Genomic DNA, 20,076 nt, shown 5'->3' with positions numbered 1-20,076 from the left:
GCACCATGGTCGTACCGGCCGCGGGCCGGCTGCAGGCCTGACGGGTAGTGCCGGCCGCTGGCCGGCAAAGAGTAGCCATCAGCAGTCATCCAAGCGGAACGCATCCCGCAGCCAATGCAGCTGCGGCGGTTCGCCGGTGGCTTCCACCACATCGAAGCGGCAGGGTGCATTCGCCAGCGCCGGGTGGTCCTGCAGGTACAGCTGCGCGGCGTGGGCCAGGCGCCGGCATTTGCGCGCATCGACCGAAGCGGCGCCACCGCCGAAATCGGATCGCGCGCGGTAGCGCACTTCCACGAACACCACGGTGCCGGCATCGTCCATCACCAGGTCCAGTTCACCGCCGCGATAGCGCACATTGCGCGCACGCGGCTGCAGTCCGGCCTGTTGCAGATGCTGCTCGGCGGCCGCTTCCACCGCCGAGCCCCGTTGGCTGCGCTCAGCGACCACCGACGATCGGCATCGGCCGGCCGCCATTGAAGGTCGACCAGGCCGGTTGGCGCAGGATGTTGCCGTTGCTGTCCAGGAACAGGGTGCCGGTGGCACCGTCCAGGCCGCCTTCGTTGGACAGTTTGTCCAGGTAGGCGGTGATCTTCCAGGCGTCGGCACCGAAGGCGAACAGGCGGCCGGCCGCACCGCGTGCGCTCGGCAGGGTGCTGGCCACCTGGCTGGCCGACGGCAGGCCGGACACGCTGCGCACGTTCCAGGCTTCGTTCGGATAGACGATGCCGTCCAGCGCCACGTCTTCTTCCACCTTGCCGCTGCCAACGGTCAGCTGCGAGGTGCCGACGCGGGTCGCGCCGCCTGCACCGGCCAGAGCCAGCTGCGGCGCCAGCAGGCGCGCCTGCGGCGCACGCACCGCGAGGAACACGGCATCGACCTGGCCGGCGTTGCGCACCTGCGCGCCGACATCGCCGACGGCATCGGTGACGCCGATCGTGGCCACCACCTGGCCACCGCGCTGCGCGAAGCGCTGGGCAAAGGCGGCGGCGGCACGGCGGCCGGTGTCGTCAGCGCTGTTGATCACCAGCGCCTTGCTGCGCTCGCGGCCACGCAGGTACTCGGCGGCGACGATGCCGTCGTCTTCCGGTGCCAGCGAAAAGCCGGCACTGCCGGCCGGCGGTGCGTCCTTGCCGCGGTTCAGGGCCAGCACCGGCACCTGCAGCTGCTGGCGGCCGTACACCGCGTCCACTTCGTCGCGGCCCAGCGGGCCGACCACGAAGTCGGCACCGGAGGCGACGGCCTTGTCATAGGCGGCCAGGGCACCGGCCGGGGTGCCGGCGGTGTCGAAGAAGTTGATGTCCGGGCGGCGGCGGCTTTCACCGTAATAAGCGCTCAACAGGCCATCGCGCACCGGCTGTGCGGCGGTGGCCAGGCGGCCGCTGAGCGGCAGCAGCACGGCCAGCTTGGCCGGCGGGCGGTAACCGTCGCTCATCGCCGGCGGGCGCTTGCTGGTGTCGAACTGGGCCGCGCCATCGCGGTCGAACGGGCGCGGCAGCGGCAGGCCGCGCGCGATCAGCGCACGGCCGGCGAAGTTGTAGAGCGGGTCGTTGGCCGGCAGGGCGGCGGCACGGCTGCGCAGGGTGGCGTCGTCGAGGGTGCCGAGCAGGCCGGCAATGGCGGCCTGGTTCTCGCTGCGCGCGCTGCCGGTCAGGCTGGAATGGGCGCGGGCGCGCTCGGTGGCGGCGCCGAAGGCATCGCCGGTGCCCTGCAGGGCACTGGCGCGGGCCAGGTACCAGCGCGTACGCAGCGCCGGCAGCACGTTGTCGCCGTGGTCCTTCAGCAGGGCCAGTGCCTGCGCCGGCTGCTTGTCGGCCAAGGCGAGCTCGGCACCGGTCAGCTGGTAGCGCTGCAGGCTGGCGCCGGACAGCTGGCGTGCGGTGAGCTGGCCGAGCAGGCTGCGCGCGCGGGCACTGTCGCCGGCCAGGTGCCAGGCCCAAGCGGCATCGGCCAGGGCGTTGCTGCGGGCGCCGCCGCGCAGCGTGGCGGCCAGGCCTTCCAGCTGCAGTGCGGCGTCGCGCGGCTTGCCCTGTTCGATCAGCGCCAGCGCCTGGCTCTGGGCCGGCGAATCGGGGGTGCTGGTCAGGCTTGTGGTGGCACAACCGGCCAGCAGCATCAGCGACAACGACAGGGCGGAGATCCGTGCGGCGGGCTTGTTCATGATCGGGTCCATGCGATGAGGGCAGCGGCCTTGGCCGGGTACACGCTACGATTCTACCCTTGCCCCGTGAGTACCGCTGAAATGAGTGTGCCAACCCTGTACGTCGTCGCCACCCCGATCGGCAACCTGGCCGATCTGAGCCCGCGCGCGCAGGAGGTGCTGCGTTCGGTGGCGGCCATCTGTGCCGAGGACACCCGCCGCAGCGGCCAGCTGCTGTCCCATTTTGGCATCCAGCAACCGCTGGTGGCCCTGCACGAACACAATGAAGAGGCCCTGGCGCAGCGCCTGGTCTCGCGCCTGCAGGCCGGCGAGTCGCTGGCGCTGGTCAGCGATGCGGGTACCCCGCTGGTCAGTGACCCCGGTTTCCGCCTGGTGCGCGCGGCCCGCGCGGCGGGCATCAAGGTCAGCCCGGTTCCCGGTGCCTGCGCCGCCATCGCCGCGCTGAGCGTGGCCGGCCTGCCCAGCGACCGTTTCAGTTTCGAGGGCTTCCTGCCGGCCAAGGCCAGCGGCCGCCGCGACCGCCTGCAGGCGCTGGCCGGCGAAGTGCGCACGATGGTGTTCTACGAATCCTCGCACCGCATCGCCGAGTCGCTGGCCGACATGGCGGCGATCTTCGGCGGCGAACGCCCGGCCGTGCTGGCCCGCGAGCTGACCAAGCTGTTCGAGACCGTCCTTGATGGTGACCTGTCCGGCCTGCTGGCCAGGGTCGAGGCCGACGAGAACCAGCGCAAGGGCGAGTTCGTAGTGATGGTGCAGGGGGCGGGTGACGATGAGGAAGCGCAGCTGGCACACGGCCGTCGCGTCTACGCGAAGCTGAGCGAGCACCTGCCGCCGTCAACTGCCGCCAAGCTGGCTGCTGAGTTGACCGGCGCACCGCGCAAGGCGCTGTACGGGAGTTGATGGATCGCTCCGGGCCATGCCTGGGCAGCGCGCGGCGCGAAATGTGAAACGGTTCGCATCCGCCGGAGGGTCGCCGATCTCTGGCGAGTGAATGTGCTCACGTGCGCAGCTGAGGGGCGAATCAGGGGCCAGGCAATGTCGTGATGAGCATCAATGATCGACCCACTGATGATCGTACGAACCCAGCAGCCTTTGGCATGACGGGACGTCCTGCAGAGCGACATTGAGATCAGTCGAGCCCGTGCGGATACTCCCGATGCGGAAGGGTGTCCGTAGTGTGATCCCATTTCCGAGGCCTCTGATGCGTGAGGACCGGTGCTCGGGATGTCCTCAAACGCCTGGCTTGGGCGAAGACGCTCCGGCACACGCCTCTTCATCCCCCACTTGGGAGTAATTGTTCGAGATGGCATTGACAGCCTACCTTCAAGCTCATTTCCTGCCAAAGGATGCGTTCGCCGCATTCTGCAATGTGTCAGAAGAAAGACTCAGTCGCCTGATTGCAGTGGGCGCGGTGCCGCAGCCCACCTACACCTGCGAGGAAGGCACCATCTATGCGCGTGCGTCGATGCCGTTTTCGCCGGCCGAGTATGACCGTAGCAGTAGAAAGCGGTTGGTCGACGATCTTCGCCGGGAGCTGGGCGAAAAGTCCTGAAAGGGCGTGCAGACCTGCATGGCTCGTTCACAGACTGGGACGCTGGAACACGGCAGCGGCCGAATTCCGGGGGGCTAAGGGGCGAAGCTCTCAAATTTCCTTCAGGGAGGAAAGACAGATGTTTGAAAAGGGACTGTTCCTGCTGTTCGCACTGGCCGATGTGCCAGCTCCTGCAGCTGAAGCGCCGCCACCTGCAGCCATTACCGAAGCCGATCTGGGCCCGGACTATGTCGGCTACCTGCTGTTCGATCCGGGGTTGGTCGAGTTCAATCGGCTGCAGTCGGTTCGCGATTACGGCAATTACCTGACCTACCGCGCGGCACGTGACGCGTTGGAGAGCTACGAGGCATGTCTGCAGGTGGGGGCCGACAACCACGCGCAGATCGAGGCGGCCTACCAGCAGTTGGTGAACAGCCAGCAGCGATACGTCAGCGCGGCGCAATGGCGCGACCTGCGGCAGGCCCTGCGTGCGAGGCGCGAGCCGGTGCCCGAGCGCGCGTCGTGGCAATGCGCCGCATTCGTGGACAACGCGCCCTATTTCGATGCGGGGTTGGACGATGCACTGCTGGGCGCCACCGAATTGGCGCGCGAGCAGGCGGGGGAAGGGGATTCGCGTAGCGACGCGCTGCGCCCGGTCCTCGGCGTTCAGATGGGGGGCGCGACCGTGATCGAATCCGAGCCTGACGAGGGTCCGGCCCATCGCGCCGGCCTGCGCAAGGGGGATGGGGTGCTGGCCGTGGCGGGTACCCGAGTGAAGACCGTCTTCGGTGTCGGCCAAGCGTTGAAAGCCTACGCGCCGGGCGATCGCGTGGACGTGCGCGTTCGCCGCATTGAATGGGACGGTTCGCAACCGCAGGTGCGGGAATTGATCGTAGATGTGGTGCTAGAGTCGCGGGCGGTGGTGATGGCGAGGGCGAAGGGCCGCTAGAGCCACGCCACGCGTGGATGAACCGGATGCCGCGATCGGCACGGCAGGACGGGCGTGCGTAGGCTAGAATGTGCACTGGCGGAGCCGGCCAGACAGTCGCGTCATCCCTTCGGGGGTGCCGAGGAAAGTCCGGGCTCCATAGGGCAAGGTGCCAGGTAACGCCTGGGCGGCGCAAGCCGACGGAAAGTGCAACAGAAAGATACCGCCTACGTCTTCTTCGGAAGGCCGGTAAGGGTGAAATGGTGCGGTAAGAGCGCACCGCGAGTCTGGCAACAGACCGGCACGGCAAACCCCACCTGGAGCAAGACCAAATAGGGATCCTTTGGCGCGGCCCGCGTTGGATCCGGGTAGGTTGCTTGAGCGTTGCGGTGACGTAACGCCTAGAGGAATGACTGTCCACGACAGAACCCGGCTTATCGGCCGGCTCCGCCTCTTTTTCCGGTAAGCCGAGCACGGCTCGGCTCTACAGTACAGCCGAGCCATGCTCGGCTGCTTTCCGTCCAGACGCTCGGGATGTTGTTCAGCCCGGCGTGCGGTACTGCCCGGCGGAAATGAACTGCGAGAAGCGCTCGCACCACACCACCACCGTGGTGTAGTCGTCCACGTCCACGTTCGCGGGCACCTCCACCAGGAAGCGGTTGAAGGTCTTTACCTCGCCGATGCGCTGGGCCTGCGCCTTGATCTTCAGGAAGTCGGCCTTGTTGTCGACGAAGTCGCGGACCAGGTAGACCTTGTAATCCGGGCCCGGTCCCATCTTGCCGTCGAAGGCGACCTGGGTGGCGCTGACGCTGACCTTGCCTTCGGCCCAGTGCACCGCATCGCTGCCCTTGAGGTCGCGGCGGAAGGTGGTGCGGTAGGTGGCGTCTTTCATCGCGGCCTGTACCTGAGCGACCGGCGGGTCATCGGGGGCGATCAGGATTGGCAGCAGATAGACGCCCAGGCCGAAGCCCAGGCCGAGGGTGAGCAGATGGGTGGCGAGCAGGATGAGGATGCGGCGCATGGGGCCTCCTTGTGGTTGCGGTCGATCGCGCGGCGGAGTGCCGGGCGCGACCACCCTGGGAGGTCAGGGCCGACATTTATAGACACAGTGCCAAATGCGAAAAGGACACAGTGGGCGGGCTGGAATGCCGGGACCTCTGTGGCACGGGCACATTGCGGTCGCGGCTGGAAGCTGAATGACGTTTCAGGCCTGTTGCGATGACGCCTGCCGCCGCGTCGATGGCGACAATGGCGTGCAGGTCGTGCCGGCAGGAGAACCCGGCCAGCGGCCGGCACGACCGGGTCAGAATATGACGTGGTTCTGTCCGCTGGAGACACCCTGCGGGCCGAAGAGGCGTTCGTGGATCTCGCCGTGGCCGTCGGCGTCGATCAGCAGCACGGTGCTGGCGCGGGTGCCGTAGTCGTCGCCGCGGATGAAGGCCGGGCTCAGCCAGCGCTCGCGTTCCAGGCCGATCCCGGTGTCGGGGAGGTCCCTGTCGGCGGGGCGGTGTTCGTCGGCCAGCGCGGTCCATAGCGGGGTCAGGTCCGGGGTCAGATCCCTTTCGCTTTGCGAAAGGGATCTGACCCCGTCCTCATCCAGCCAGGCCGAGAGCGCCGTCATCAACCGCCGGGTCTTCGGCCAGGGCGCGTCCAGCGCACCGTTGGACATGCCATGCACGCCCGGGCCAAGCGTCTGCCGTTCGGCGGGATGGTTGCCCAGGTACTCCAGGCTATCGCGATCGGCCAGCAGGAGATTGAACGGGGCATAGGCGCCGGCCACGGTCGCCAACCGCTCGATATGGACCGCAGCCGGGTCGCGGCCGCGCAGGAAGTCGGCCACCAGCGCGCCCCGCGACGGTCCGGTCTGGGCCACCAGCGGGTCGCGGACGTTGGTGACCACCGCCATCCGGCCCGAGGCGCCGACCCCGGCCCAGCCACCGCCGGAGCGCAGGTCGCGTCCCCCGATGACGGAAGTCTCATCCTGCCAGGGGGCCAGCGCTGCGGTGGGGCGGGCGTGGAACTCATCACGGTTGCCGGCCATCACCAGCCGCCAGCGCGGGTGGTGCATCCAGCCAAGAGCGAGCAGGCACATGGCGTCATTGTGCACGGTTTGCGCAGTCTGGCGCCGTTTCCGGCCCGGCTCTGATGAATGCGCGGCCGATGTTTCACGCCCCGTCCACGCCCCTGAACTTCTGTTCAATCTCAAAAATTGAGACGGATCAGCAACTTGTGGATAAGCCTTGAACAATTCTCTAAAGGTTGTTGCAAGCCATTGATGCGGCTGGCGATTTCCCTGCTGAAAAGTTGTTGACAACCCTCGGCCCGCTGCTAAGGTGGGCATCAGAGGGAAATCCGGGTGTTTTGTGGGTTTTCGTGGTTCAATGTTTCACCGGGCGAAGGACAAGGTGCAGGCGTCGTGTTCCAGGGCGAGACGGCCATCACAGTTGACGACAAGGGGCGCATGGCGGTTCCCACCGCTTACCGCGACCTCGTCGCGCGCGCCAGCAACAACCGTCTCGTGCTGACCTACAACCCGTTCGAAGCCGGCTGCCTGTGGCTGTACGCAGAGTCGGAATGGGAACGGGTCCGCGATGATGTGATGTCCAAGCCCAACACCCAGCGCGTCGTGCGCCTGTTGCAGCAGAAGCTGGTCGGCTCGGCCGCCCATCTGGAGCTGGACGGCAACGGTCGCATCAGCATCCCCGCCAGCCACCGCGGTGCGGTGGGCATTGAGAAGAAGGCGGTATTGCTCGGCATGGGCGACAAGTTCGAATTGTGGAGCGAGCAGGCGCATCGGGCCCTGATCCAGCAGACGTTGTCTGACGAGGATCTGGGTGATGGGTTGCTCGACCTGAAGTTGTGAGCCGGGGTGCCCGGATGCGCCCAGAAGCGCAGGCCGGTCACCTTCCGGTGTCGCAGTCGCCGGCGGTGCACCTGCCGGTCCTGTACACCCAGGTCCTTGAAGGCCTGAGGGTGATCGAAAACGGACGTTATCTGGATGGCACGTTCGGTCGTGGCGGTCATGCACGTGGCGTGCTCACCCAGCTCGGTCCCGAGGGGCGCCTGCTGGTCATGGACAAGGATCCGGAAGCCATCGCCGTTGCCGAGCGTGATTTCGCGCCGGACCCGCGCGTGTCCATCTTCCGTGGCAGCTTCGCCCAGCTGCTGCAGTGGGATGCGACGGCCGAAGGCCTGGACGGCGTGCTGTTCGACCTGGGCGTGTCGTCGCCGCAGCTGGACGTGGCCGAACGTGGCTTCAGCTTCGGCAAGGACGGCCCGCTGGACATGCGCATGGACCCGGACAGCGGTGAAAGCGCCGCGCAGTGGATCAACCGCGTGGAAGAGCGCGAGATCGCCGATGTGCTGTGGACCTACGGCGAAGAGCGCCAGAGCCGGCGCATCGCCCGCGCCATCGTGGCCCGCCGCGAGAAGCAGCCGTTCTCCCGCACCGCCGAACTGGCCGAGCTGATCGCCTCGGTGATGCCGCGTGGAAAGGACAAGATCCATCCCGCCACGCGCAGCTTCCAGGCCATCCGCATCCACATCAACCGCGAGCTGGCCGATCTGGAAGCAGGGCTCGATGCGGCGGTGGAACGGCTCAAGCCCGGTGGCCGTCTGGCGGTGATCAGCTTCCACTCGCTGGAAGACCGCATCGTCAAGCAGTACATGAACCGCCTGGCCAAGGCGCCGCCGGCCAACCGCCGCCTGCCCGAGGCCGTTGCGTTCGTGCCGACGCTGGACCTGATCGGTGGGGCCATCAAGGCCACCGACGAAGAGCTGGCCGCCAACCCGCGCGCCCGCAGCGCCGTGCTGCGCGTGGCCCAGAAGCGGGAGGCCGACGCATGAGCCGGCTGCTGCTGATCATCCTGTTGGCCTGCACCGTGGCCTCGGCGATCGGCGTCGTGTTCGTGCGTCACCGTCATCGGCAGACGTTCATCGAGCTGTCGCGCGCCGAGCGCAAGCGCGATGACATCAACCTGGAATTCGGCCGCCTGCAGCTGGAGCAGGCCACGCTGGCCGAAGCCAACCGTGTCGATCGCATCGCCCGCGAAAAGCTCGGCATGAAGTTCCCCGAGGCCGCCGACATCGTGGTGGTGCGCCCATGAGCAAGGCCGGTCGCAACCGTCCACGCAATGCCTTCAACCTGCGCCAGCGCCTGCGCTGGGTGGCGTTGGCGCTTGGCCTGTGCTCGGTGTCGCTGGTCGGTCGCGCGGCCTACGTGCAGATCATCAACAGCGACTTCTACCAGCGCCAGGGTGAGGCCCGCTACCTGCGCGAGCTGCCGATCAAGACCTCGCGCGGCATGATCACCGACCGCAACGGCGAGCCGCTGGCGGTATCCACGCCGGTTGCCTCGATCTGGGTCAACCCGCAGGACCTGCTGCGTTCGCCCGAGCGCATCCCCGAGCTGGCCCAGGCGGTCGGCATGTCGGTGGATGAGCTGAGCAGCCGCCTGTCGCAGAAGTCGGACAAGGAATTCATGTACCTGCGCCGCCGGATCAATCCGGACGAGGCAGAGAAGGTGGTCGCGCTGAAGATTCCGGGCGTGGCGGCTCAGCGCGAGTTCCGCCGCTTCTACCCGCAGGGTGAGGCGATGGCGCACGTGCTGGGCTTCACCAACATCGATGATCGCGGCCAGGAAGGCCTGGAGCTGGCCTTCGACGAATGGCTGCGCGGCAAGCCCGGTGCGAAGCGGGTGATCCGCAACCGCAAGGGGGAGACCGTCGAAAGCGATCTGCTGCGTGCCGCTGAGCCGGGCAAGGACCTGACGCTCAGTATCGACCGCCGCATCCAGTACCTGGCCTTCAAGGAACTGCGCAACGCGCTGGTGGCCAACAAGGCGGCCGGCGGTTCGATGGTGATCATGGACGTGACCACCGGCGAGATCCTGGCCATGGTCAACCTGCCGACCTACAACCCGAATTCGTTGACCGGCGCGATCCCTGATACGCGCCGCAACCGCGCGGTGACCGACCTGGTCGAGCCGGGTTCGACGATGAAGCCGCTGACCATCGCCACCGCGCTGCAGGCCGGTGTGGTGACCAAGGACACCATCATCGACACCAACCCGGGCTACATGACGCTGGGTCGCTTCACCATCCGCGACGTGCCACGCAACAACGGCGTGCTGAACGTGACCGGCGTGATCACCCGCAGTTCGAACGTGGGTGCAGCCAAGGTTGCGGCGAAGATGCCGGACCAGACCTTCTATGACGGCGTGCGCCGCTTCGGCTATGGTTCGGCGCCGCACAGCGGTTTCCCGGGTGAATCGGCCGGTGTGGTGATGCGTCCGGCGCGCTGGTCGGGGACCACCAAGACCACCATGTCCTACGGCTACGGCCTGTCGGTCACGCCGCTGCAGATTGCCACCGCGTACTCGGCGCTGGCCAACGGCGGGCGCCTGATCGCGCCGACTTTCGTCAAGGGCCAGCGCAACGAAGGCCAGCAGATCATCGACGAGAACGTCGCCAGGCAGGTGGTGGCGATGATGGAGACGGTGGTCACCCAGGGCGGCGCCAAGCAGGCGGCGGTGCTGGGCTACCGCGTGGCCGGCAAGACCGGCACCGCACGCAAGGCCGGTCCGGGCGGTTACGAGCGCGGCCATTACAACGCGCTGTTCGCCGGCGTGGTGCCGGCCACCAACCCGCGCTTCGCCACCGTCATCGTCATCAACGATCCGCAGGCCGGCAAGTTCTACGGTGGCCTGGTGTCGGCGCCGGTCTATCACAACGTGATGGAAGGCACCCTGCGCTTGATGGACGTGCCGCTGGATGACCTGCAGTCGTGGCTGGCCGCACAGCAGTCGGGCAAGGTCGGCCATTCGGCCTCGATCCTGCCCGCGCCGCCGGCCGAGACCGCGCTGCCGGTCGATGCCGCCGCTGAATTCGATGCTGCGCTGCCGAGCGCGCAAGCCCAGACGCCGCCCGCTACGGGAGGCACGCAATGAGTCCTTCGATGTTGCTTTCGCAGTTGCTTCCGGACGTGGCCCTGGCGGGCCATGATCCCGTTCTGACCGGCCTGGTGCTGGACAGCCGCGCCGTGCGCCCCGGCAATGCCTTCGTCGCCATCGCTGGTTTCGGCGCGCATGGCCTGGGCTTTGTCGAGCAGGCCCGTGCGGCCGGTGCCAGCGCCATCCTGTTCGAGCCACCGGCACCGGCCGAGCTGCCGGCGCCGGCCGATGCGATCGCCGTGCCGGGCCTGCGGGCGCGCATGGGGGCGATGGCCGACCAGTTCCACGGCGCGCCGTCGCGGGCGATGGCGATGGTCGGCGTGACCGGTACCAACGGCAAGACCTCCACCGTGCAGCTGCTGGCCCAGGCCTGGCACCTGCTCGGAACGCCCAGTGGCAGTATCGGCACGTTGGGCGCCGGACTTTATGGTGCAGTCGAGCCGACCGGATTCACCACGCCGCTGGTACTGCAGATGCATGCGCTGCTGGCACAGCTGCGCGACGCCGGCGCGCGCGCGGTGGCGATGGAAGTCAGCTCGCACGCGCTGGACCAGGGCCGCGTGGATGCCGTGCACTACGACGTGGCGGTGTTCACCAACCTCACCCGCGATCATCTGGACTACCACGGTGACATGGCCAGCTACGGCGCGGCCAAGGCGCGGCTGTTCCATCGCCCGGGCCTGAAGGCGGCGGTGGTGAACCTGGACGACGCCTTCGGTCGCCAGCTGTTCGCCGGCCTGCCTGCCGGCGTGCAACCGATCGGCCTGAGCTCGCGCGGTGCCGCTGACGCCAGCGTGCGCGCCGAAGCGCTGCAGCTGGATGGGCGCGGTATTGCCTTCGAGCTGGTCATCGACGGCCAGCGTGCCGCGGTGCAGTCGCCGCTGCTGGGCCGCTTCAACGTGGACAACCTGCTGGCCGTGGCCGGCACCCTGCACGCGCAGGGCCAGCCGCTGCCGCGCATCGCCGAGGTGCTGTCGGCGCTGCAGCCGATCCGTGGCCGCATGAACCGCCTCGGCGGCGAAGACGGCCTGCCGACCGTGGTGGTCGACTACGCGCATACCCCGGACGCGCTGGAGCAGGCGCTGGACAGCCTGCACGGCCATCTGCAGGGCACGCTGTTCTGCGTGTTCGGCTGCGGTGGCGAGCGCGATACCGGCAAGCGTCCGCAGATGGCGGCGATTGCCGAGCGCCTGGCCAACCAGGTCATCGTCACCGACGACAACCCGCGTGGCGAGGATGGCGACGTGATCGTGGCCGACATCCTGGCCGGCTTCCAGCACGCCGATGCCGTGACCGTGCAGCGCAACCGCGCGCGTGCGATCGGCCTGGCGGTGAAGCGAGCCGGTGCCGGCGACATCATCCTGATTGCCGGCAAGGGCCATGAGCCGTACCAGGAAGTGAATGGCGTGCGCCATGACTTCGACGACACCGAAGTGGCTGCGGCTGCACTGGCGGCCAAGGCCGGTGTTCTGCAGGCACAGGCCGGGGAGGGCGCCGCATGAAGCGCACCCTGCTTTCGCTGATCGCACACTGGGCCGGTGGCGAGATCCACGGCGACGACGTGGCCATCGATGCAGTCAGCAATGACACCCGCAACCTGGGCCCGGGCAGCCTGTATGTGGCGCTGCGCGGCGAGCGTTTCGACGGCCATGACTTTGCTGCCGACGCGCAGGCGCGCGGTGCCAGTGCGCTGCTGGTCGAGCGGCTGCTGCCGGTCGAGCTGCCGCAGGTGCTGGTGGCCGACAGCGAGCTGGCACTGGCGAAGATCGCCACCGGCATGCAGCGTGACCGTGGCACCGAGGTGTTCGCGATCACCGGCAGCAATGGCAAAACCAGCGTGAAGAGCCTGCTGCTGTCGATCCTGCAGCAGGTGGCCCAGCACGCGCACAAGGTGGTCTACGCCAACCCGGGTAACCGCAACAACGAGATCGGCCTGCCGCTGGCGGTGATCGACGCGCCGGAAGATGCCGACTACGCCGTCTACGAGATGGGCGCTGGCAAGCCTGGCGATATCGCCTACCTGACCGACATCGCCCGCCCGCGCTATGCGCTGGTCAACAACATTGCCCCCGCCCACCTGGAGCGGATGGGCAGCCTGCTCGGCGTGGCGGTGACCAAGGGCGCGATCTATGCCGCGCTGCCGGCCGATGGCGTGGCGGTGATCAACGCCGACGATGCCTACGGCCGCTGGTTCGAACAGCACTTCGTCGGCACTCCGGCGCGTTGCCGCGTGCTGCGCTATGGCCTGGAACACTCGGCGGACGTGACCGCGCGCGACATCCGCGCCGGTGCGCAGGGCAGCCAGTTCACCCTGGTCGCACCGACCGGCGAAGCCCGCGTGGTGCTGGGCCTGCCGGGTCGCCACAACGTCAGCAATGCGCTGGCCGCCGCCAGCCTGGCGCTGGCCGCCGGTGTCGATCTGGCGCTGATTGCGGCCGGGCTGGCCGAGGCCCAGCCGGTACCGGGACGCCAGATCGCCCATCAGCTGCGCAACGGCGCGGTGCTGGTGGACGACAGCTACAACGCCAATCCCGGCTCGCTCGCTGCGGCCATCGATGCCCTGGCCACTGCCCCGGAAGAGGGCTGGCTGGTGCTGGGTGACATGCGCGAGCTGGGCCCGGATGCCGAAGCGCTGCATGCGCAGGCCGGCATCCGCGCACGCGCCGCCGGCCTCAAGCGCCTGTATGCGCTGGGTCCGCTCAGTGCCGCCGCCGCCACCGCCTTCGGCGACGGCGGCCGTCATTTCGCCACCCATGACGCGCTGTCGCAGGCGCTGAAGGACGAGCTGCACGCCGGCGTGCGCTGCCTGGTCAAGGGTTCCCGTGGCAGCGCCATGGACACGATTGTCAAAGCGCTGCTGGCGCAAGGAGAGGAATCCCCCCATGTTGTATGAACTGGCTCGATGGTTGCAGCAGTTGGAGAGCCTGTTCGGGCTGTTCAACTACCAGACGTTCCGCGCCATCCTTGCCGCGCTGACGGCCCTGTTCCTGTCGCTGTGGTTCGGCCCGGCGATGATCCGCAAGCTCGCCCAGTTCAAGGGCGGCCAGCCGATCCGCCAGGACGGTCCGCAGACCCATTTCTCCAAGGCCGGCACGCCGACCATGGGCGGTTCGCTGATCCTGCTCACCATCACCCTGTCGGTGCTGATGTGGGCGGACCTGCGCAACCGCTACGTGTGGCTGGTGCTGGCGGTGATGCTGTGCTTCGGCGCCATCGGCTGGTATGACGACTGGATCAAGATCGTCCGCCGTGACCCGAACGGCCTGAAGTCGCGCTGGAAGTACCTGCTGCAGTCGATCTTCGGCCTGGCCGCGGGCCTGTTCCTGTTCTACACGACCGACGTGCCGGCAGCGCTGACCTTCTACATCCCGATGTTCAAGTCGGTCGCGCTGCCGCTGGCCGGCATCGGCTTCGTGGCCATCGCCTACTTCTGGATCGTCGGCTTCTCCAACGCGGTGAACCTGACCGACGGCCTGGACGGCTTGGCAATCATGCCGACCGTGCTGGTGGCCTGCGCGCTGGGCGTGTTCGCCTATGCCTCGGGCAACGTGGTGTTCGCCAACTACCTGCAGATCCCGCAGATCCCGGGCGCCGGCGAGCTGGTCATCATCTGCGCGGCCATCGCCGGTGCCGGCCTGGGCTTCCTGTGGTTCAACACCTATCCGGCCATGGTCTTCATGGGCGACATCGGCGCGCTGGCGCTGGGTGCGGTGCTGGGCACGATCGCGGTGATCACCCGCCAGGAACTGGTGCTGGTGATCATGGGCGGCGTGTTCGTCATCGAAACGCTGTCGGTGATGATCCAGGTCGCCTCGTTCAAGCTGACCGGCAAGCGCGTGTTCCGCATGGCGCCGATCCACCACCATTTCGAACTGAAGGGCTGGCCGGAGCCGCGCGTGATCGTGCGCTTCTGGATCATCTCCGTCGTGCTCGTGCTGATCGGCCTGGCCACGTTGAAGGTGCGCTGAGATGAACGACCTGTCCCGCCAGGCAACACGCCTTGAAGCCATCGAAGGCAGCTACGACAAGTGGCTGCTGGGCGCGATCATCGCGCTCACCGGCGTGGGCGTGGTGATGGTGGCGTCCAGCTCGATCGCCTTGATGAGCAGCCCGTTCTACTACCTCAACCGCCACCTGATCTTCCTGGCGGTGGGTATCGTGCTGGCGGTCATCGCCGCCCGCACCGAGCTGAAATCCATCGAGCAGTACAACCAGATGCTGCTGCTGGGCTGCTTCGTGCTGCTGCTGGCGGTGTTTGCGCCGGGCCTGGGCAGCACGGTCAACGGCGCACGCCGCTGGATCAACCTGGGCATCTCCAAGTTCCAGACGGTCGAGGCGGTGAAGGTGCTGTACATCGTCTGGCTGTCCAGCTACCTGGTGCGCTTCCGCGACGAGGTCAATGCGACCTGGCCGGCGATGCTCAAGCCGCTGGGCGTGGCCGGTGCGCTGGTGGTGCTGCTGCTGTTGCAACCGGACTTCGGTTCTTCGACCCTGCTGCTGGCGATCACCGCCGGCATGCTGGTGCTGGGCGGGGTGAACATGCCGCGCATGTCGATGCCGGTGGTCATCGGCCTGGTCGGCATGAGCGCGCTGGCGATCATCGAGCCGTACCGCATGCGCCGCATCACCTCGTTCCTGGACCCGTGGGCCGACCAGCAGGGCGACGGCTACCAGCTGTCCAACGCGCTGATGGCGGTGGGCCGTGGCGAGTGGACCGGCGTCGGCCTGGGCAATTCGGTGCAGAAGCTGTACTACCTGCCGGAAGCGCATACCGACTTCATCTTCTCGGTCACCGCCGAGGAATTCGGTTTCCTCGGTACCTGCGTGATCGTGGCGCTGTACGCGCTGCTGGTCGGCCGTACCTTCTGGCTGGGCATGCGCTGCGTGGAAATGAAGCGCCACTTCTCCGGCTACATCGCCTTCGGCATCGGCCTGTGGATCAGCATGCAGACCTTCGTTTCGATCGGCGTGAACCTGGGCATCCTGCCGACCAAGGGCCTGACTCTGCCGCTGATCTCCTCCGGCGGCTCGTCGGTGCTGATGACCTGCGTGGCGATGGGCCTGCTGCTGCGCGTGTCCTATGAGCTCAAGCGCGCCGAGCGTCGCCAGGCCGTGCGCATCGGCGGCGCCGAAGAAACCGCTGCCGAGCCGATGGAACCCGCCGCCACGCCGGCGGTCGCCAGCGTGCCGGTGAGCGCCGAGCCGGTGGCTGCCGCTGCGGCGAACGCCGCGCGCGGCACCAGCCGCCTGCAGTCGCGCATCGAACCGACCTTCGGGAGGCTGTCATGAGTGCAGCCAACGAGAAGGCGCGCCCGGTGATGATCCTGGCCGGTGGTACCGGCGGTCACATCTTCCCCGGCCTGGCCGTGGCCCGCGTGCTGCGCGAGCGTGGCGTGCCGGTCACCTGGATGGGCGCCGAAGGCGCGATGGAAACCCGCCTGGTGCCGCAGCACGACATCGCCATCGACACGCTGGCGATCACCGGCCTGCGCGGCAAGGGCAAGCTGGCGCTGCTGGCGGCGCCATGGCGGCTGATGCGTGCGCTGCGCGCGGCCGGCATGATCATCCGCAAACGCCAGCCGCGTGCGGTGGTGGCTTTCGGTGGCTTCGCCTCCGGCCCGGGTGGCATGGCCACGCGCCTGCATGGCCTGCCGCTGATCGTGCATGAGCAGAACCGTGCGCCCGGCCTGACCAACCGCATCCTGTCGCGTTATGCGCGCCGGCTGCTGACCGGTTTCCCGGGCACCTTCGTCCAGCGCGAGGAATTCGTCGGCAACCCGGTGCGTGCGGAGATCGCCGCCATCGCTCCGCCGGAACAGCGCTTCGCCGACCGCAACGGCCCGCTGCGCGTGCTGGTGGTGGGTGGCAGCCAGGGTGCGCGCGCACTCAATGCCGGCGTGCCGCAAGCGATTGCCGCGCTGGGTGCCGGCGTGCCGGTGCAGGTGCGCCACCAGAGTGGCGAGAAGATGCATGCCGAGGCGGTCGAGGCGTATGCCAAGGCCGGCGTGCAGGCGGAAATCACCCCGTTCATCGCCGACATGGCCGAGGCCTTCGCCTGGGCCGATCTGGTCGTGTGCCGCTCCGGTGCGTCGACCCTGGCCGAGCTGTGCGCGGCCGGCGTCGGCAGCGTGCTGGTGCCATTCCCCGCTGCCGTCGACGATCACCAGACCCGCAATGCGGAGTACCTGGTCGAGCGCGGCGCGGCGGTGTTGCTGAAGCAGGACGGAACGCTGGCCGACGGCATTGCCGCACTGCTGCGCGATCTGTCCGAAAATCCCGCCCGCCGCATGCAGATGGCGCAAGCCGCGCGTGCCCTGGCCAAGGTCGATGCCGCCGAGCGCATCGCCGATATCATTCTCGAGGAAGCTGTATGAAGAAGGCATGCCACCGCGCCTGCCCTGCGCGAGGCCGCGCATGATCCGTCGCCTGCACGACACCAACGACCTGGTGCGCGCGTTCCCGCGCGTGCATTTCGTCGGCATCGGCGGCACCGGCATGAGCGGTATCGCCGAAGTGATGCTGACGCTGGGCTATGAAGTGTCCGGTTCGGACAACGCCGACAACGTGGCAACCCGCCGCCTGGCCAGCCTGGGAGCGCGCATCATGCGCGGCCACTCGGCAGCCAACGTGCTGGGCACCGACTGCGTGGTGGTCTCCAGTGCCATCCGCGAAGACAACCCGGAACTGATGGAAGCGCGCAGCCAGCGCATTCCGATCATGCCGCGCGCGGCGATGCTGGCCGAGCTGATGCGCTTCCGCCGCGGCATCGCCGTGGCCGGTACCCATGGCAAGACCACCACCACCAGCCTGACCGCGGCGGTGCTGAGCGAAGGTGGCCTGGACCCGACGTTCGTGATCGGTGGCCAGCTGCTGGCTGCCGGTGCCAACGCCAAGCTGGGCGGTGGGCAGTGGCTGGTGGCCGAGGCCGACGAAAGCGATGGCAGCTTCCTGCGCCTGAACCCGCTGATGTCGATCATCACGAACATTGACGCCGACCACCTGGAAAACTACGGCAACGACTTTGCCCGCGTGCAGGCGGCGTTCGCCGAATTCCTGCAGCGCCTGCCGTTCTACGGCCTGGCGGTTCTGTGCATCGACGATCCGGAAGTGGCCGCGCTGGCCGCCAGGACCCCGCGCCACGTGATGAGCTACGGCATGAGCCCGCAGGCCGACGTGCGCGCCGAGAACGTGGTGCAGGAAGGATCGCGCATGCGCTTCACCCTGCGCCTGCCGCAGGGCACCAGCCAGGAAGTGGTGCTGGCGCTGCCGGGCAGGCACAACGTACTCAACGCGCTGGCCGCCGCCGCGGTGGGCTGGCAGCTGGGTGTAGCACCGGACGCCATCGCGCGCGCGCTGGAAGGCTTCGCCGGTGTCGGTCGCCGCTTCAATGATCTGGGCGAAGTGACCACCGCCAGCGGTGCCAAGGTGCGCATCATCGACGACTACGGCCATCACCCGAGCGAGCTGGAGGCGGTATTCGCCGCCGCCCGCGGCGGCTGGGCTGACAAGCGCCTGGTGGTGGCCTTCCAGCCGCACCGCTACAGCCGCACCCGTGACCAGTTCGACAAGTTCGCCGCGGTGCTGTCCAGCGTCGACGCGCTGGTGCTGAGCGAGGTCTATCCGGCCGGTGAGGAACCCATTGCCGGTGCCGACTCGCATGCGCTGGCCCGCGCCATCCGCGCGCGCGGCCGCAGCGAGCCGGTGGTGGTGGGCAAGGCCGCCGAGCTGGCCAGCGTGCTGCCGGACGTGCTGCAGGACGGTGACCTGCTGCTGATGATGGGGGCCGGCGACATCGGTGCCGTGGCCACCCATATCGCGGTGGAAGGCTTCCAGGCGGAGGGCCAGGCGTGAGCGCGCTGACGTTCCCGCCGCTGCGCGTGACCGACCCGGCCGTGTTCGGCCGCGTCGCCGTGCTGCTCGGCGGCAGTTCCAGCGAACGCGAGGTGTCGCTGGATTCGGGCCGCAACGTGCTCGAAGCCCTGCAGTCGCGCGGCGTCGATGCGTTCGCCGTCGATGGCATTCCGGCGCTGGCCAGCGCGCTCGCCGCCGGTGGCATCGACCGCGTGTTCAACATCCTGCATGGCCACAACGGTGGCGGTGAGGACGGCATCGTGCAGGGCCTGATGGACGCCTTCGGCGTGCCGTACACCGGCTCGGACGTGCTGGGTTCGGCGCTGAGCATGGACAAGATCCGCACCAAGCAGGTGTGGCTGTCGCTGGGCCTGCCGACCCCGCAGTACCGCAAGGTCGACGCGTCGAACGTGCATGCGCTGGCCGCCGAGCTGGGCCTGCCGGTGGTGGTGAAGCCGGCCAACGAAGGCTCCAGCGTGGGCATCAGCCGGGTCACCGACGAGGCCGGCCTGGACGAGGCCGTGGCCCTGGCCGCGCGCTACGACGGCCAGTTGCTGATGGAGCAGATGGTGGTGGGCGATGAGCTGACCGTGGCCATCCTTGGCGATGTTGCCCTGCCGTCGATCCGCATCGTGCCCAAGGGCCAGTGGTACGACTACAACGCCAAGTACATCGCCGAGGACACCCAGTACCTGTGCCCGGGCCTGGACGGTGGCGACGAAGACGAGATCCGCCGCATCGCGCTGGCCGCATTCCGCGCTGCTGGCTGCCGTGGCTGGGGCCGCGTGGACGTGATGCGTGACCGGGCCAGCGGCCGTTTCTTCCTGCTGGAAGTGAACACCGCGCCGGGCATGACCAGCCATTCGCTGGTGCCCAAGGCGGCCCGCCAGGCCGGCATCGGTTTCGAGGAACTGGTGTGGCGCGTGCTGGAACAGACCCTGGAGGCCGCGCACGCATGAACGCGCTGCTGCGCATCTTCGTCTGGCTGTTGGCGCTGTCGGTGGTTGCACTGCCGGTGGTGGCCGTGGTCAATGGCTGGGTCGGCGCCGAGCGCTGGCCGCTGGCGAAGCTGCGCGTGCATGGCGAGTTCAAGCGGGTGCCCGCCGAACAGCTGCAGCAGGTGTTGCTACCATACGCGCGCGCCGGCTTCTTCGCGGTCAAGCTGCAGGATGCGCAGGACGCGCTGGAAAAGCTGCCGTGGGTGGAAAGCGCGCAGGTACGCAAGCAGTGGCCGGATGTGCTGGAAGTGACCCTGGTCGAGCACAAGCCGTTCGCACGCTGGGGCAACGACCGCCTGGTCTCCGAGCAGGGCAAGCTGTTCCCCACGCCGAAGAAACTGTCAGACCTGGAACTGCCGGAGCTGGATGGCCCGGACAGCCAGACCCAGGAAGTGATGAAGCTGTACAGCGACTCGCGTGCCTTGTTCGCACCGGCCGGCGTCGACGTGCGCCGGGTGACGATGGATGCGCGCGGCAGCTGGTCGCTGGTGCTGAGCAACGGCACCGAAGTGGTGGTCGGCCGTGACGACGCGCGCTCGCGCATGCAGCGCTTCGTCAAGGTGCTGCCGCAGCTCAACCGACAGGACGCGCCGATCGAGCGCGCCGACCTCCGTTACACCAATGGTTTCACGCTGAGCTGGGGTACCCCGGCCACGCCGG

General features: G+C 68.1%; 18 protein-coding genes, 1 other RNA gene and 1 pseudogene. 16 read left to right on the top strand and 4 right to left on the bottom strand.

Annotated features, from left to right (window positions below):
* Positions 1 to 78: 78 nt before the first annotated feature.
* Positions 79 to 447 carry a YraN family protein gene (locus RCF13_RS14475; protein WP_049439300.1) on the bottom strand — a complete coding sequence of 123 codons (369 nt, stop codon included), beginning with the start codon at positions 445 to 447 and terminating at the stop codon, positions 79 to 81.
* Positions 437 to 2,158 carry a penicillin-binding protein activator gene (locus RCF13_RS14470; RefSeq protein ID WP_308141279.1) on the bottom strand — a complete coding sequence of 574 codons (1,722 nt, stop codon included), beginning with the start codon at positions 2,156 to 2,158 and terminating at the stop codon, positions 437 to 439. Before RCF13_RS14470 ends, RCF13_RS14475 begins: the two co-directional genes overlap by 11 nt.
* A gap of 81 nt (positions 2,159 to 2,239) precedes the next feature.
* Here RCF13_RS14470 and rsmI point away from each other — a divergent pair, with 81 nt between their 5' ends.
* The 4 genes from rsmI (at position 2,240) to rnpB (ending at position 5,070) form a co-directional block, all read left to right on the top strand.
* Positions 2,240 to 3,058 carry a 16S rRNA (cytidine(1402)-2'-O)-methyltransferase gene (gene rsmI / locus RCF13_RS14465; RefSeq protein WP_308141278.1) on the top strand — a complete coding sequence of 273 codons (819 nt, stop codon included), beginning with the start codon at positions 2,240 to 2,242 and terminating at the stop codon, positions 3,056 to 3,058.
* A gap of 403 nt (positions 3,059 to 3,461) precedes the next feature.
* Positions 3,462 to 3,710 (top strand): DUF6058 family natural product biosynthesis protein, encoded by a 249-nt coding sequence (locus RCF13_RS14460; RefSeq protein ID WP_185807438.1) that lies wholly within the window; start codon positions 3,462 to 3,464, stop codon positions 3,708 to 3,710.
* A gap of 118 nt (positions 3,711 to 3,828) precedes the next feature.
* Positions 3,829 to 4,638, top strand: coding sequence for a PDZ domain-containing protein (locus tag RCF13_RS14455; protein ID WP_181357919.1), 810 nt, complete (start codon positions 3,829 to 3,831; stop codon positions 4,636 to 4,638).
* Between the two features lie 80 nt (positions 4,639 to 4,718).
* Positions 4,719 to 5,070: RNase P RNA component class A (gene rnpB / locus RCF13_RS14450), an RNA gene on the top strand.
* A gap of 88 nt (positions 5,071 to 5,158) precedes the next feature.
* Here the strand turns inward: rnpB and RCF13_RS14445 are convergent.
* Together RCF13_RS14445 and RCF13_RS14440 are read right to left on the bottom strand one after the other, a co-directional pair.
* Entirely contained in the window at positions 5,159 to 5,638 is a 480-nt protein-coding gene (locus RCF13_RS14445) for a DM13 domain-containing protein (RefSeq protein ID WP_005415283.1), read from the bottom strand.
* 282 nt (positions 5,639 to 5,920) lie between these two features.
* Positions 5,921 to 6,709 carry an NRDE family protein gene (locus RCF13_RS14440; RefSeq protein WP_134969218.1) on the bottom strand — a complete coding sequence of 263 codons (789 nt, stop codon included), beginning with the start codon at positions 6,707 to 6,709 and terminating at the stop codon, positions 5,921 to 5,923.
* Positions 6,710 to 7,033: 324 nt separating this feature from the next.
* On the opposite strand from RCF13_RS14440, the gene mraZ reads away from it, so the two are divergent.
* The 12 genes and pseudogenes from mraZ to RCF13_RS14380 all read left to right on the top strand — a co-directional run.
* Entirely contained in the window at positions 7,034 to 7,480 is a 447-nt protein-coding gene (gene mraZ / locus RCF13_RS14435) for a division/cell wall cluster transcriptional repressor MraZ (protein WP_004143635.1), read from the top strand.
* Positions 7,481 to 7,494: 14 nt separating this feature from the next.
* Entirely contained in the window at positions 7,495 to 8,463 is a 969-nt protein-coding gene (gene rsmH, locus RCF13_RS14430; RefSeq protein WP_049468237.1) for a 16S rRNA (cytosine(1402)-N(4))-methyltransferase RsmH, read from the top strand.
* Positions 8,460 to 8,723 carry a cell division protein FtsL gene (gene ftsL / locus RCF13_RS14425; protein ID WP_005415286.1) on the top strand — a complete coding sequence of 88 codons (264 nt, stop codon included), beginning with the start codon at positions 8,460 to 8,462 and terminating at the stop codon, positions 8,721 to 8,723. Before rsmH ends, ftsL begins: the two co-directional genes overlap by 4 nt.
* Positions 8,720 to 10,564 (top strand): penicillin-binding transpeptidase domain-containing protein, encoded by a 1,845-nt coding sequence (locus RCF13_RS14420; protein ID WP_069139504.1) that lies wholly within the window; start codon positions 8,720 to 8,722, stop codon positions 10,562 to 10,564. Before ftsL ends, RCF13_RS14420 begins: the two co-directional genes overlap by 4 nt.
* The gene (locus RCF13_RS14415; RefSeq protein ID WP_061478396.1) at positions 10,561 to 12,069 is read left to right on the top strand and encodes a UDP-N-acetylmuramoyl-L-alanyl-D-glutamate--2,6-diaminopimelate ligase; all 1,509 of its coding nucleotides are present in this window, start codon (positions 10,561 to 10,563) and stop codon (positions 12,067 to 12,069) included. Before RCF13_RS14420 ends, RCF13_RS14415 begins: the two co-directional genes overlap by 4 nt.
* On the top strand, positions 12,066 to 13,460 hold the full coding sequence (gene murF, locus RCF13_RS14410; RefSeq protein WP_061478395.1) for a UDP-N-acetylmuramoyl-tripeptide--D-alanyl-D-alanine ligase: 1,395 nt from the start codon (positions 12,066 to 12,068) through the stop codon (positions 13,458 to 13,460). The genes RCF13_RS14415 and murF overlap by 4 nt, the downstream gene beginning before the upstream one ends.
* Positions 13,450 to 14,535: a phospho-N-acetylmuramoyl-pentapeptide-transferase gene (mraY, locus tag RCF13_RS14405; RefSeq protein WP_308141277.1), complete on the top strand. Its 1,086-nt coding sequence runs from the start codon at positions 13,450 to 13,452 to the stop codon at positions 14,533 to 14,535. Before murF ends, mraY begins: the two co-directional genes overlap by 11 nt.
* A 1-nt stretch (position 14,536) precedes the next feature.
* The gene (gene ftsW, locus RCF13_RS14400) at positions 14,537 to 15,856 is read left to right on the top strand and encodes a putative lipid II flippase FtsW (RefSeq protein WP_231352546.1); all 1,320 of its coding nucleotides are present in this window, start codon (positions 14,537 to 14,539) and stop codon (positions 15,854 to 15,856) included.
* The gene (murG, locus tag RCF13_RS14395; protein ID WP_231352547.1) at positions 15,853 to 16,941 is read left to right on the top strand and encodes an undecaprenyldiphospho-muramoylpentapeptide beta-N-acetylglucosaminyltransferase; all 1,089 of its coding nucleotides are present in this window, start codon (positions 15,853 to 15,855) and stop codon (positions 16,939 to 16,941) included. Before ftsW ends, murG begins: the two co-directional genes overlap by 4 nt.
* Before the next feature lie 40 nt (positions 16,942 to 16,981).
* Positions 16,982 to 18,418, top strand: a complete 1,437-nt coding sequence (gene murC / locus RCF13_RS14390; protein WP_061478391.1) for a UDP-N-acetylmuramate--L-alanine ligase — start codon at positions 16,982 to 16,984, stop codon at positions 18,416 to 18,418.
* The gene (locus RCF13_RS14385; protein WP_061478390.1) at positions 18,415 to 19,377 is read left to right on the top strand and encodes a D-alanine--D-alanine ligase; all 963 of its coding nucleotides are present in this window, start codon (positions 18,415 to 18,417) and stop codon (positions 19,375 to 19,377) included. The genes murC and RCF13_RS14385 overlap by 4 nt, the downstream gene beginning before the upstream one ends.
* Positions 19,374 to 20,048: pseudogene (locus tag RCF13_RS14380) on the top strand (cell division protein FtsQ/DivIB); the annotation flags it as partial. The gene RCF13_RS14385 and the pseudogene RCF13_RS14380, both read left to right, overlap by 4 nt.
* Positions 20,049 to 20,076: the final 28 nt, after the last annotated feature.

It is taken from the genome of Stenotrophomonas maltophilia group sp. RNC7, assembly GCF_030910085.1.
Classification (GTDB): domain Bacteria; phylum Pseudomonadota; class Gammaproteobacteria; order Xanthomonadales; family Xanthomonadaceae; genus Stenotrophomonas; species Stenotrophomonas sepilia.
Note: the sequence above shows the minus strand (reverse complement) of the source record. Positions and strands in the feature narration are given on the sequence as shown.

Excerpts from the sequence above, each read along its gene's own strand:
- rsmH (WP_049468237.1), top strand. The coding sequence starts at position 7,495 with ATGCGCCCAGAAGCGCAGGCCGGTCACCTTCCGGTGTCGCAGTCGCCG.
- RCF13_RS14455 (WP_181357919.1), top strand. The coding sequence starts at position 3,829 with ATGTTTGAAAAGGGACTGTTCCTGCTGTTCGCACTGGCCGATGTGCCA.
- murG (WP_231352547.1), top strand. The coding sequence starts at position 15,853 with ATGAGTGCAGCCAACGAGAAGGCGCGCCCGGTGATGATCCTGGCCGGT.
- murC (WP_061478391.1), top strand. The coding sequence starts at position 16,982 with ATGATCCGTCGCCTGCACGACACCAACGACCTGGTGCGCGCGTTCCCG.
- RCF13_RS14460 (WP_185807438.1), top strand. The coding sequence starts at position 3,462 with ATGGCATTGACAGCCTACCTTCAAGCTCATTTCCTGCCAAAGGATGCG.
- RCF13_RS14415 (WP_061478396.1), top strand. The coding sequence starts at position 10,561 with ATGAGTCCTTCGATGTTGCTTTCGCAGTTGCTTCCGGACGTGGCCCTG.
- RCF13_RS14470 (WP_308141279.1), bottom strand. The coding sequence starts at position 2,158 with ATGAACAAGCCCGCCGCACGGATCTCCGCCCTGTCGTTGTCGCTGATG.
- rsmI (WP_308141278.1), top strand. The coding sequence starts at position 2,240 with ATGAGTGTGCCAACCCTGTACGTCGTCGCCACCCCGATCGGCAACCTG.
- RCF13_RS14445 (WP_005415283.1), bottom strand. The coding sequence starts at position 5,638 with ATGCGCCGCATCCTCATCCTGCTCGCCACCCATCTGCTCACCCTCGGC.
- mraY (WP_308141277.1), top strand. The coding sequence starts at position 13,450 with ATGTTGTATGAACTGGCTCGATGGTTGCAGCAGTTGGAGAGCCTGTTC.
- ftsW (WP_231352546.1), top strand. The coding sequence starts at position 14,537 with ATGAACGACCTGTCCCGCCAGGCAACACGCCTTGAAGCCATCGAAGGC.
- RCF13_RS14420 (WP_069139504.1), top strand. The coding sequence starts at position 8,720 with ATGAGCAAGGCCGGTCGCAACCGTCCACGCAATGCCTTCAACCTGCGC.
- RCF13_RS14440 (WP_134969218.1), bottom strand. The coding sequence starts at position 6,709 with ATGTGCCTGCTCGCTCTTGGCTGGATGCACCACCCGCGCTGGCGGCTG.
- ftsL (WP_005415286.1), top strand. The coding sequence starts at position 8,460 with ATGAGCCGGCTGCTGCTGATCATCCTGTTGGCCTGCACCGTGGCCTCG.
- murF (WP_061478395.1), top strand. The coding sequence starts at position 12,066 with ATGAAGCGCACCCTGCTTTCGCTGATCGCACACTGGGCCGGTGGCGAG.